Annotated in this window: 9 protein-coding genes; 6 read left to right on the forward strand and 3 right to left on the reverse strand. The window is 70.7% G+C overall.

Annotated features, from left to right (window positions below):
- Nucleotides 1–69 precede the first annotated feature (69 nt).
- Genes VGL85_RS15775 through VGL85_RS15785 form a run of 3 tightly spaced genes read left to right on the forward strand, consistent with a single transcriptional unit; the run spans nt 70 to nt 5,788 of the window.
- Entirely contained in the window at nt 70–1,506 is a 1,437-nt protein-coding gene (locus tag VGL85_RS15775; RefSeq protein WP_331589916.1) for a TolC family protein, read from the forward strand.
- A gap of 11 nt (nt 1,507–1,517) precedes the next feature.
- Nucleotides 1,518–2,663, forward strand: a complete 1,146-nt coding sequence (locus VGL85_RS15780) for an efflux RND transporter periplasmic adaptor subunit (RefSeq protein WP_331589917.1) — start codon at nt 1,518–1,520, stop codon at nt 2,661–2,663.
- Entirely contained in the window at nt 2,660–5,788 is a 3,129-nt protein-coding gene (locus tag VGL85_RS15785) for an efflux RND transporter permease subunit (RefSeq protein WP_331589918.1), read from the forward strand. Before VGL85_RS15780 ends, VGL85_RS15785 begins: the two co-directional genes overlap by 4 nt.
- Here VGL85_RS15785 and VGL85_RS15790 read toward each other — a convergent pair.
- Nucleotides 5,785–7,608: a cation:proton antiporter gene (locus VGL85_RS15790; protein WP_331589919.1), complete on the reverse strand. Its 1,824-nt coding sequence runs from the start codon at nt 7,606–7,608 to the stop codon at nt 5,785–5,787. The two genes, VGL85_RS15785 and VGL85_RS15790, sit on opposite strands and share 4 nt — an antisense overlap.
- Before the next feature lie 83 nt (nt 7,609–7,691).
- On the opposite strand from VGL85_RS15790, the gene VGL85_RS15795 reads away from it, so the two are divergent.
- Nucleotides 7,692–8,588: a hypothetical protein gene (locus VGL85_RS15795; RefSeq protein ID WP_331589920.1), complete on the forward strand. Its 897-nt coding sequence runs from the start codon at nt 7,692–7,694 to the stop codon at nt 8,586–8,588.
- 4 nt (nt 8,589–8,592) lie between these two features.
- Here the strand turns inward: VGL85_RS15795 and VGL85_RS15800 are convergent, their stop codons facing one another.
- Together VGL85_RS15800 and VGL85_RS15805 are read right to left on the reverse strand one after the other, a co-directional pair.
- Entirely contained in the window at nt 8,593–9,588 is a 996-nt protein-coding gene (locus VGL85_RS15800; RefSeq protein ID WP_331589921.1) for a threonine/serine dehydratase, read from the reverse strand.
- Entirely contained in the window at nt 9,585–10,004 is a 420-nt protein-coding gene (locus VGL85_RS15805; protein ID WP_331589922.1) for a VOC family protein, read from the reverse strand. The genes VGL85_RS15800 and VGL85_RS15805 overlap by 4 nt, the downstream gene beginning before the upstream one ends.
- A 176-nt stretch (nt 10,005–10,180) precedes the next feature.
- On the opposite strand from VGL85_RS15805, the gene VGL85_RS15810 reads away from it, so the two are divergent.
- Nucleotides 10,181–11,470, forward strand: coding sequence for an adenylosuccinate synthase (locus VGL85_RS15810; protein WP_331589923.1), 1,290 nt, complete (start codon nt 10,181–10,183; stop codon nt 11,468–11,470).
- Between the two features lie 97 nt (nt 11,471–11,567).
- Complete coding sequence (locus VGL85_RS15815) at nt 11,568–12,380, forward strand: response regulator (RefSeq protein ID WP_331589924.1); 813 nt, start codon at nt 11,568–11,570, stop codon at nt 12,378–12,380.
- Nucleotides 12,381–12,490 lie beyond the last annotated feature (110 nt).

Here is a 12,490-nt window from a genome sequence, read left to right on the forward strand (position 1 = left end):
GGGGGCGGCGCGGCGACTAGGGACAGCCGCCCCGTCCTCCCCGTTGTGATCCGGTCCCCTCGCGCCCGCATGCGTTCCACCGCACCCGCCGTACTCCTTGCCTGCCTCGCCCTGGGCGCCTGCGCCCACGTGCGCCCGGCCGACACCGCCATGCCCGCCGCCTTCGAGGGTGCGAAGGGCGGCCCGGACCGCGTCCCGCCCGGGTCGATCGACCTGGACCGCTGGTGGCTGTCGTTCAACGATCCGCAGCTCACCCAGCTCGTCGACCAGACCCTGGCCCGCAACCCGGACGCCCGCAGCGCGGCCGCGCGCCTCACCGAGGCCCGCGCCAACCGCCTGGAGTCGCTCACCCACTACCTGCCGCAGGGCGATGCGTCGGGCGGCTCCAAGCGCACCGACACCCACCAGCTGGCCGGCACGGTGTTCAACTTCCCGGGCTTCTCCTCCAGCGGCGTCTCCGACGCTTCGCAGGCGGGGCTGAACGTCTCCTGGGAGGTGGATGTGTTCGGCCGCTTCCTGGCGACCCGCAAGGCGGTGAACGGCGACCTGGCCGCCGCCCGCTTCGACTACGAGGGCGCGCGCGCCAGCCTGGCGGCCAATGTGGCCGACAGCTACTTCCAGGCCCGCGGCCTGGCCATCCAGCTTGCCGACGCCCGCGAGAGCCAGCGCATCGAGCAGGAGCTCTACGATACGGCGACCAAGCGCGCCCAGCTGGGCCTGGCGGCGACCTCCGACGCAGACCGCGTGGCCGGTGACCTGGCCCAGGCCAAGGCCCAGGCCGAGGGGCTGGAGGCGCAGCTGCAGGTGGAGCGCCGCACCCTGCTGATCCTCGCCGGCCGCATTGTCGAGCCCACCAGCCACGTCACCGTCGACGCCAGCGTGGGCGCCCTGCCGCCGGTGCCCGACAGCCTGCCCAGCGACCTCCTGAAACGCCGCCCCGACGTGCGCGAGGCCTCGGCCAAGGTGGCCGCCGCCTCGGGTCGCAAGCAGACCGACATCCTGGCCTTCCTGCCGACCGCCGACTGGACGCCGGGCCTGGCCTGGCAGAAGCAGTCGCAACCCGGCTTTTCGGTCACCGCCCAGTCGGTGATCAACGGCTTCTCGATCACCCAGCCGATCTTCTCGATCCCGCGCCTGCTCACCGAGCTGAAGGCGCAGGACGCGCGGACCGAACAGGCGGTGATCGCCTACGAGAAGGCCGTCCAGACCGCCTTCGCCGATTCCGAGTCCGCGCTCGTCAACCTCGACGCCGACCGCAAGCGCGTGGCGCTGCTGACCGACGGCGAGGCCCGCGCCTCGCGCGGCTACAAGGCCATCAAGTTGGGCTATGACCGGGGCCTCAACGACCTGCAGACGACGCTCAGCGCCGAGCAGTCGTGGCGGGCCACCCGCGCCCAGCTCACCGCCGCTCAGGTCCAGGCCGCGCGGCGCACCATCCAGGTCTACAAGGCGCTCGGCGGCGGCTGGCCCGCCGAGCGCTTCACCACCGACAAGCAGGCCCGCTGAACGAGACCCGCATGAAGCGCATCCTCCCCCTCATCCCGCTGCTGGCGGCGCTGGCCCTTACCGGGGCCCTGGCCGGCTGCAGCAAGCCCAAGCCCAAGACCACCGCCGAACAGAACGCCCGCGCCGTGCGGGTGGTGAGCCTCGGCGCGCACCCGATCTCCGGCGCGCTCGCCGCCTCGGGCGACCTGGTTCCGCGCGAGGAGGCCGCCGTGCTGCCGGAAGTGGGCGGCTATCGCGTGTCCAAGGTGCTGGTCGATGTGGGCGACACGGTGAAGAAGGGTCAGACCCTGGTGGAGCTGGATCCGGCGCTGATCCAGGCCCAGCTCGCCCAGGCCGAGGCCAACGCCGCCCAGTCCCAGGCCAATGCCGCCCAGGCCGCCGACCAGGCGAACCGGGTGAAGGACCTCGACAACGCCGGCGTGCTCTCGCAGGAAGCCATCGACCAGCGCCGCTTCCAGGCCCGCGCGGCCCAGGCCGGCGCCGCCGCCCAGGCCGCGGCGCTGAAGGACCTGCGCACCCGGCTTTCCAAGCTGCAGGTCACCGCGCCGGTCTCCGGCGTGGTGCTCGAGCGCACCGTGCGGCCGGGCGACCTTTCCGCCCTCAGCGGAACACCCTGGTTCCGGCTGGCGCGCGACAACGAGATCGAGCTCGCCGCCCAGCTTTCCGAACCCGACCTGTCCAAGATCCGCCCCGGCCAGCACGCCCAGGTGACCCTGCCGTCCGGCCTGACGGTGCAGGGGACGGTGCGCCTGGTCAGCCCGCAGATCGATAACACCACCAAGCTCGGCATCGTCCGCGTCCAGCTGCCGGTGAACCGCGACATCCGCGCCGGCGGTTTCGGCCGCGCGGTGTTCGACGAGGTCAGCGGCGACGTGCTGGCCGTGCCGGAGACGGCCGTGCGCTACGACGCCGACGGCGCCAGCGTGATGGTCGTGGGCTCCGATAACCGCGTGCACCACGCCGCGGTGGTCACCGGCCAGCGCGGCGGCGGCTACGTCCAGCTCGTCAAGGGCCCGCCGGCCGGTTCGCGCGTCGTCGAGAACGCCGCGGCCTTCCTGCTGGACGGCGACCTGGTCAAGCCCGCCGATCAGGCCGGCAACCTCGCGCCCACCGTGGCCTCGGCCAACCCCGCGCGTCCCAAGGTCGCCCAGCGATGAGCGAGAAGCTCGAGACCCGCCACTTCGCGATCTCCGCCTGGGCGATCCGCAACCCGATCCCGGTGGCGGTGCTGTTCATCGGCCTGATCATGGCCGGGCTGATCACCTACACGGGCCTGCCCATCAAGCAGTACCCGAACATCGAGCTGCCGGTGATCGCGGTGACCGTCACCCAGAACGGCGCCGATCCGGGCGAGATGGAGACCCAGATCACCCGGCCCGTGGAAGACGCGGTCGCCAGCGTCAGCGGCATCAAGACCCTGCAGTCCAGCGTCACCGACGGGGTGTCCACCACCTCGATGCAGTTCGAGATCGGCGAGGACCTGCAGAAGAAGACCGACGAGATCCGCACCAAGATCGCCTCGGCCCGGGCCATCCTGCCGCGCGACATCGACGAGCCGATCGTCCAGCGGATCGAAATCGACGACACCGCGCCGATCATGACCTATGCGGTCGCCGCGCCGGGCATGAGCGACGATGCGCTCTCCTGGTTCATCGATGACGAGATCTCGCGCACCCTGCAGACCGCCAAGGGGGTGGCGCAGATCAGCCGCGTCGGCGGGGTCAGCCGCGAGATCAATGTGGTGGTGAACCCCGACCGCCTGGCCGCCCGGGGCCTGACCGCCATGGCGGTGAACAATGCGCTGCGCGGCTTCGTCACCGACAGCCCCGGCGGGCGGGTGAACGTCGGCGGGCGCGAGCAGACGCTGCGGGTCTATTCCAACGCCGCCAGTGTGAGCCAGATCCGCGACCTCACCATCCCCACCGGCGGCGGGCGTTTCGTGCGCCTTTCCGACGTGGCCGACGTGGGCGACGGCGCCTCGGAGGTGCGCGGCTTCGCCCAGCTGAACGGCCGGCCGGTGGTGGGCTTCCAGGTCTCCAAGACCAAGGAAGCCTCCGACGTGGTCACCGAGGACGAGGTGGTCAAGGCGGTCGCCCAGATCGAGAAGAAGCATCCCGGCGTGAAGATCACCAAGATATTCTCCTCGGTGGACGACACCCGCGAGAGCTTCAAGGCGACCCAGCACGTGCTCACCGAGGGCATGTTCCTGGCGGCGCTGGTGGTGCTGATGTTCCTGCGCGACTGGCGCGCGACGATGATCACCGCGGTCGCCATGCCGATCTCGCTGATCCCGACCTTCTTCGTCATGAAGCTGGCCGGCTTCTCGCTGAACGTGGTGACCCTGCTGGCGCTGACCCTGGTGGTTGGAATCCTGGTCGACGACGCCATCGTCGAGATCGAGAACATCGAGAAGCGGGTCGCGCGCGGCCTGCGGCCCTTCCAGGCGGCGTTGGAAGGCGCCGACGCCATCGGCCTGGCGGTGGTGGCGACCACCATGGCCATCGTGGTGGTGTTCACTCCCGTCAGCTTCATGCCGGGCATCCCCGGCCAGTTCTTCAAGGAGTTCGGCCTCACCGTCTCGGTGGCCGTGCTGTTCTCCCTGGCCGTGGCCCGCCTGGTGACGCCGCTGATGGCGGCCTACCTGCTCAAGCCCACCGCCACGCCGCATGAGCGCAAGCCGTTCGAGGGCTTCTACCGCAACGTGCTGGAATGGGCGCTGGCCCACCGGATCATCGCCGCGATCATGGGCTTCGTCCTGTTCATCGCCTCGCTGACCCTGTTCCCCCTGTTGCCGCAGGGCTTCCAGCCGGCCGGCGACCCGGACCTGCTCTATGTGGACATCCAGGGGCCGCCCGGCTCCTCGGTGGCGGACATGCAGGACACCGCCCAGCGGATCAACGCCCTGTTCGGGCCGCAGCCCTATGTGCGCGGCGTCTTCGTGCAGATCGGCTCCAACGTCACCGCCTTCGCGCCCGGCTCGGGTGGTGGCGGCGGCGGCGACCTGAGGAGCGGCACCGCCACCATCCTTCTGAAGACCGGCTCCCGACCTAGCGGCGACCAGATCCGCGCCCAGCTGCGCGACCAGCTGAGGGCGATCCCCGACGCGCGCCTGACCTTCCTCGACTTCCAGGGCGTGGCCGGCTTCCAGCAGATCCTCACCGGCGACAATCCGGACAACCTGAACCGCGCCGCGCTTGAGCTGGAACGGGAGATGCGCGGCCTGCCGGAACTGGCCGACCCGCACCCGTCCAAGCCGCCAGAGGCGCCGCAGATCGTCATCAAGCCGAAGACCGAGGAGGCCGCCCGCCTGGGGATTTCCTCCGACACCATCGCCACCATCGTGCGCGTGGCCTCGGTGGGGGACATCGACGCCAATGTCGCCAAGTACAACGAGGGCGAGCGGCGGATCCCGATCCGGGTGCGTCTGCCGCTCGACGCCCGCGCCGACATCCAGCGCATCGCCAACCTGCGGGTGCCCACGGCCAACGGCTCGACCACCACGCTGGACAGCATCGCCGACATCAGCTTCCAGGCCGGCCCTGCGCGCATCAATCGCCTGAACCGCGAACGCCAGCTCACGGTGCTGGCCGAACTCAACGGCGTGGAGATGGGCCAGGCGCAGAAGGCGGTGAACAACCTGCCGATCATGAAACACCTGCCGCCCGGCGTGCGGCCGGCCGCCATCGGCAACCAGGAGGCCATGGCCCAGCTGTTCGGCGGCTTCCTGCTGGCGATCTTCGCCGGCGTCTCGATGATCTACGGCGTGCTGGTGCTGCTGTTCCGCAGCTTCTTCAAGCCGGCGGTGATCCTCTCCGCCCTGCCGCTGGCGGTGGGCGGCGCCTTCCTGGGCCTGCTCGCCTTCCACCTGTCGCTGTCGATCCCCTCGCTGATCGGCTTCCTGATGCTCCTGGGCCTGGCGGCGAAGAACTCGATCCTGCTGGTCGAATACGCCATCGAGCGCGAGCGCGAGGGCATGACCCAGCATGACGCGATCATCGAGGCCTGCCGCGAGCGGGCGCGGCCGATCATCATGACCACGGTGGCCATGGCCGCCGGCATGCTGCCCACTGCCTTCGCCCTGGAGAAGGGCTCGGAGTTCCGCCAGCCCATGGCCGTGGCGGTGATCGGCGGCCTGATCACCTCGACCATGCTGTCGCTGGTTCTGGTGCCGGTGGTCTATCGCTTCGTGGACGACTTCGAGCAGTGGCTGAAACCCCGGCTCGCCAGGATGATCACCCCGCGCCACGCCGTGCCGCAACTGGCGCCGGAGGACCGGCTCTAGGCCCTCGGGGGTCTTGCGTCCCGCGCGCGTCGCCCCCGTGCGCCCAGCGCCAGGGGGCGGTTCAGCGCCGCCCGGTACTCGTCACGCTTCTCGTGGATCGAGGCGATGACCAGGCCCATGGGCACGCCCAGGTCGACCAGCAGGCTTTCGGATAGCTGCAGGCTGGCCTCGATGGTCTCCGGCACCGCGTCGGTGACGCCGAGCTCATAGAGGCGTGCGGCGTGGCGGGCGTCGCGGGCGCGGGCGACCACCATCAGGTCGGGCCGCAGGTCGCGGGCCGCGGCCACCACCGCCTCGGCGCCGTCGGGGCTGTCCATGGTCACCACCAGGGCCGGCGCGCGGTCGAGGCCGCAGCGGCGCAGCAGCTCCGGCCGCGCGGCGTCGCCGAAGTAGAGCGTCTTGCCCTCGCGCCGCGCCGTCTCCACCAGCCGGGTGTCGCGCTCGATGGCGGTCCAGCCGATCTCGTGGCGGCTCAACATGTCGGCCACCAGCCGGCCGACCCGGCCGTAGCCGACGATCAACACCGCGGGTTCGCCCTTGTCCGCGTCACCTGCATCCGCCTCCAGCCCGGGTGGACGCTCGGCGGGCAGGGTCTCGCCGCCGCGGCCGAGGCGCGCGCCCAGCGCGGTCAGCGCGGGGATGGCGAACATCGACAGCGTCACCGCGGTCAGCGACGCCTGGCCGGTCCCCTGCGGCAACAGGCCCGCGCCGATCGCCTGGTTGACGACGATGAAGGCGAACTCGCCGCCGGCCGCCAGCGCCAGGCCGGCCTCCAGGGCGCCGCGCGCCTTCAGCCCGAACAGCCGCGAGAGGCCGGCGACCGATACGGTCTTCAGCGCCACCAGGGCCGCGGCGATGCCCAGCACCAGCAGGGGCTCGCGGACCAGCAGCGACAGGTCGAGCCCGATGCCCATGGACAGGAAGAACAGCCCAAGCAGCAGGCCCTTGAACGGCTCGACGGTCACCTCGACCTCGTGCCGGTATTCGGTCTCGGCCAGCAGCAGGCCGGCCACGAAGGCGCCCAGGCCCATGGAAAGCCCGGTGGCCGCGGCGATCAGGCCCGCGCCGATCACCACGAGCAGGCAGGCGGCGACGAACAGCTCCTCGCTCTTCGCCCGGGCCACCGAGCGCATCATCGGCCGCAGCAGGAGACGGCCCGCCAGCGCCAGGACGATCAGGCCGATGGCGCGCGGCGCCAGCGCCTCCAGCACCTCGGGCCCCAGCCCGTTCGCCCCGCTGCCCAGCACGCTCAGCACCACCAGCAGGGGCGCGACCGCCAGGTCCTGGAACAGCAGCACCGAGAAGACGGCGCGGCCGGCCGGCGAGGCCAGCCGCTTGCGCTCCGCGAGCGCCGGCAGGGCCACGGCCGTGGACGACAGCGCCAGCGCCAGGCCCAGCACCGCGGCCACCAGCGGGCTCAGGCCCAGCACGGCCATCCCGCCCGCCATCAGCAGCGCCGCGCCGACCAGCACCTGGCCAGCGCCCAGGCCGAAGACCATCCGGCGCATGGCCCGGAGCCGCTCCCACGACAGCTCCAGCCCGATGGTGAAGAGCAGGAAGACCACGCCGAACTCGGCGAGCTGGGCCACCTCCTGCGGCCGCGCGACGGTGAAGGCGTCCAGCCAATGGACCTGGCCGGCCAGCGCGCCCAGGCCGCTTGGCCCCAGCACCACGCCGGCCCCCAGGAAGCCCAGGATCGGCGAGACCTTCAGGCGCTTGAACAGCGGCACGACGATCCCGGCGGTGACCAGGAACAGGACCAGGTCCTTGTAGTCGCCTGGAGAAACGAAGGGGGGCGAGACGGCGTGCGGGTCGCTCATGGCAGCAACTTAAGGGCCTAGCCGAGTTTCTGGAACGGGGCCTATCGTGGCCGCTTGGGCGAGACTCGGAGGGGACTTAGGGAATGGCGGTCTTTTCGGTGGAGACCGCGCTCAGCGCCCCATTCCAGGTGATCCGGCGAAAGCCGCTGGCGCTGCCGGCCTGGGGACTGGTCTACCTGCTGTTCGGCTTCGCCCCGTCGACGGTGATCTCGTCCCGGCTCGAACCGGTGTTCCTCGCCCAGAGCCTGCATCCGGGCTCCGGCGATCCCCAGGCCTTCCTCGACGCCCTGACACCCATCGCGGCCTGGCTGCCGCTGATCTGGCTTTCGGCGTTCGTGACCACGGCGGTGATCTATGGGGCGGTGTTCCGCGCGGTGCTCACGCCCGACGACGACAGGTTCTGCTACCTGCGGCTCTCGACGCGGGAGATGTGGCTGGCGTTGACCACGTTCGGCCTGGTGATCGTTCTGGGACTGGGGTTCGCCGTGCTCACCGCGGTGCTCTCGCTGGTCGCGGCCAACGCACCGCCGATCACGAGCTTGCTGGCGGTGATCCTCACCGTCGTGGCGCTCGTCTGGCTCGCGACGCGGTTCTCGCTCTCGACGGTGATCGCCTTCGCCGAGAAGCGGTTCGTCTTCGTCGATTCCTGGCCCCTGACGCGCGGTCATGCGCTGACCCTGTTCGGCGTGGCGCTGGCCATCCTGGTGATGCTGATGATGGGTCAGATCGTGTTGGCCATCCCGCTCGCCCTGGGGTTCGACGTGAACGGCGTCTACGATCATATCGCCAGGGACCCCGCCTTCCTCGCCCGCAACGCGCCGATCATCGTGGTGACCGCGATCCTGATCGGCCTGGTCGGGGCGGTGACCCACGCGATCCTGGGCGCGCCCTGGGCCAGCATCTACCAGCAGATCACCGGCGGCGGGCCGCCGAAGCGGCCGGCGCACAGCGTGGGCGAGGCGGTCCCGCTGGACGACTAGGGGCCTAGACTTCGCCCTTGAGAATCCGGGCGAAGAGCTCGGGGTCGACGTTGCCGCCGCTCACCACCACGCCCGTGGTCTTGCCCTTGGCGGCGACCTTGCTGGTGAGCAGGGCGGCCAGCGCCACCGAGCCACCGGGCTCCATGACCAGCTTCAGGGTCGCGAAGGCGTAGCGCAGGGTCTCGGCCACCTCGGGGTCGGTGAGGCCCACGGCGCCGGCCAGGTTGCGCTTGAGGATCGGGAAGGTGATGTCGCCGGTCGACGGGCTCTCCAGCGCGTCGCAGAGGGTGCGCACCGTGGGTTTCACGCTCACGCGCTCGCCCTTTTCCAGCGACTGGGCGAGGTCGTTGTAGAGGCTGGGCTCGGCGCCCCACAGCGCCGTGCGCGGCGACAGTTCCTTGCTGACCAGCGAGATGCCGGAGAGCAGGCCGCCGCCCCCCACCGGCGAGACGATCTGGTCGAGGTCCGCGCCCGCCGCCCTGGCCTGGGCCAGCAGCTCCAGGCCCACCGTGCCCTGGCCGGCCACGATGTGCGGGTCGTTGTAGGCGGGCACAACGGTCGCGCCGCGTTGCTGGGCGATCTCGGCGGCGATGGCCTCGCGGCTCTCGGTCAGGCGGTCGTAGAGCCGAACCTCCGCCCCATAACCCCTGGTGTTGGCGACCTTCAGGGCCGGCGCGTCGGAGGGCATGACGATCAGCGCCGGCAGGCCCAGCAGCTTCGCCGCGAGCGCCACGCCCTGGGCGTGGTTGCCGGAGGAGAAGGCCACGACGCCGGCCTGTTTCTGCGCGCCTTCGAGCTGCACCAGCCGGTTGTAGGCGCCGCGGAACTTGAAGGCGCCCACCCGCTGCTGGGTCTCCAGCTTCAGCAGCACCCGGCCGCCGACCCGCTCGTTCAGCGCCGGGCTTTCCACCAGCGGGGTCTCGACGGCCAGGCCCTTGATGCGCGCGGCGGCGGCCTGGACATCCTTGAAGGTGACGGAGGGAACGGGGATCGCGTTCATTTCGCAAACACCATGGCGTCATCGGCAAAGGCCTTGAACTCCAGCGCATTGCCGCTGGGGTCGAGGAAGAACATGGTCGATTGCTCGCCGGCCTCGCCTTTGAAGCGGGTGTGCGGCTCGATGACGAAGCTTGTGCCGGCCGCGGTCAGCCTGGCCGCCAGCGCGTCCCACTGAGCAGGCTGCAGGATCGCGCCGAAATGGCGGACCGGCACCTCGTGGCCGTCGACGGCGTTGGTCGCCTTGTGGCCGATCTCCGAAGGCGCGAGGTGCGCCACGATCTGGTGGCCATGGAAATCGAAGTCCACCCATTCGTCGCTGGAACGGCCCTCCGGGCAGCCCAGGAGGTCGCCGTAGAAGGCGCGCGCCTCGGCAAGGTCGCGGACGGGAAAGGCGAGGTGGAAGCGCGGGATGTCCATGGCCCAGCAGATAGCGCGCCGCTCGCCTTTGCGCGAGGGGTTGAGGCGATGAGCGGCTTGGTCTAAACGACCGCCGGCTCCGGTGCGCCTGAGCCTTGCAGCATGATCCAAGCCAGTCGCCGAGCCCCTGTCGAAGGGCGGCTGGTTTCCTCCGGCAGGGAGAGGGATCGTACCCGATGGCCAATGTGACCGTGATCGGCGCCCAGTGGGGCGACGAGGGCAAGGGCAAGCTCGTCGACTGGCTTTCCAACCGCGCCGACGTGGTGGTGCGCTTCCAGGGCGGCCACAACGCGGGCCATACGCTGGTGGTCGGCAACCAGGTCTACAAGCTGTCGCTGCTGCCGTCGGGCGTGGTGCAGGGCAAGCTGTCGGTCATCGGCAACGGCGTGGTCGTCGATCCCTGGCATCTGCTGGGCGAGATCGAGAAGCTGCGCGGCCAGGGCGTGGAGATCGGGCCGGACCTGCTGGTGCTGGCCGACAACGCCTGCCTGATCCTGCCGCTGCACCGCGACCTCGACCAGGCGCGCGAGGCCGCCGCGACCCAGAAGATCGGCACCACCGGGCGCGGCATCGGCCCGGCCTATGAGGACAAGGTGGGCCGCCGCGCCATCCGCGTCGCCGACCTGGCCGACCGCGAGGCCTTGGAAGCCAAGATCGACCGGCTGCTCTCGCACCATGTCCCGCTGCGCCGGGGCCTCGGCTTGCCGGAGGTCGATCCGGCCGCCCTGCTGGCCGAACTGGAGACGCTCGCCCCGAAGATCCTGCCTTTCGCCAAGCCCGCCTGGCGGCTGCTGGACGAGCAGGTGAAGCGCGGTCGCCGCGTGCTGTTCGAGGGCGCGCAAGGCGCGCTCCTGGACGTCGACCACGGCACCTATCCGTTCGTCACCTCGTCCAACACCGTGGCCGGTCAGGCGGCGGCGGGCTCCGGCCTGGGGCCCAAGGGGCCGGGCTATGTGCTGGGCATCGTCAAGGCCTACACCACCCGCGTGGGCGAAGGCCCGTTCCCGACCGAACTCACCGATGAGGTCGGCAAGCACCTGGGCGAGGTGGGCCGCGAGGTGGGCACGGTGACCGGCCGTTCGCGCCGCTGCGGCTGGTTCGATGCGGCCCTGGTGCGCCAGTCGGTGGCGCTGAACGGCATCAGCGGCGTCGCGCTGACCAAGCTCGACGTGCTGGACGGCCTGCCGACCCTGAAGATCTGCACCGGCTACCGCACCGCCGACGGCCAGGAGATCGACTACCTGCCCGCCGGGCTGAAGGCCCAGGCGGCGCTGAGCCCGGTCTACGAGGAGATGGACGGCTGGAGCCAGACCACCCATGGCGCGCGCTCCTGGCGCGACCTGCCGGCCAATGCGGTGAAGTACGTGAGGCGTGTCGAGGAGCTGATCGGCGCGCCGGTGGCGCTGCTCTCCACCAGCCCGCAACGCGAGGACACCATCCTGATGCGCGACCCGTTCCAGGATTGATCGCGCACTGACTAAACCACTGGTTGAAAAGGGCTTCACGTCAAGGCGTTGTTTACATGCAGGAGCGATACCTTCGGTCTCTGCCCGGAGCGCCCCCTTGTTCAACGCCGACGCCAAGATCATCCAGCGGATGTGCCCGCTGCTTCAACGGGTGATGATCGTCGATGCGCACCCCGCCGGCGCCAAGCTGGTCGGCGACCTGATGCGCGACATCGCGCGCTCGCAGATCTGGGTGGCCGAGACCAACGAGAAGGCGCTGCGCCTGGCCGGCAGCTACGATCCGCACGTGATCTTCGTGGAGATGGGCCCGGCGCCGCTGGACGGCATCGCCTTCACCCGCCAGCTGCGCCGCAGCCACATCGCCGCCCGCTACGTCCCGGTGATCATGGTCACCGGTCAGGCCACGGCCGCCGGCATCCTGGGCGCCCGCGACGCCGGCGTGCACGAGTTCCTGCGCAAGCCCTTCACGCTGAAGGACCTGCTGCGCCGCCTGGAGGCGGTGACGCTGCGCCAGCGCGACTGGGTCGAGGCGGTGAACTATGTCGGCCCGGACCGCCGGCGGTTCAATTCCGGCGACTACCAGGGCGCGCTGAAGCGCCGCTCCGACAGCCGCGCCACGCCCGACAGCGAACGCCTGGCCCAGGCGCTGAAGATCCTGCGCTCCGCCATCGCGGCCGTGAACGCCGATCCGATGCAGGCCATGCGCGCCATGCAGGCCCAGGTGGGCGAGCTGCGCAAATGCGGCATGAGCGTCGCCGACCTGAAGCTCACCACCGCGGCCATCGACTTCGGCCAGCACCTCGATGCGATCGAGAAGAAGGGCGCGCCCTACGACGGCGCCGAACTCGAGGCCAAGGCCGCGACCCTGCTCGCCTACATGCCCAAGGACGCCGAGGCCTTCGCGGCCTAAGCTGAGGCGCTCCCTTCTCCCCTCGCGGGAGAAGGCGTCGGCGACAGCCGACGGATGAGGGGCGCACCGCTTGCTTCATCATCGACGCGTCGCCGACAGGTCACCGAAAC

Source organism: Phenylobacterium sp. (genome assembly GCF_036501465.1).
In the GTDB taxonomy this organism is placed as follows: Bacteria; Pseudomonadota; Alphaproteobacteria; order Caulobacterales; family Caulobacteraceae; genus Phenylobacterium.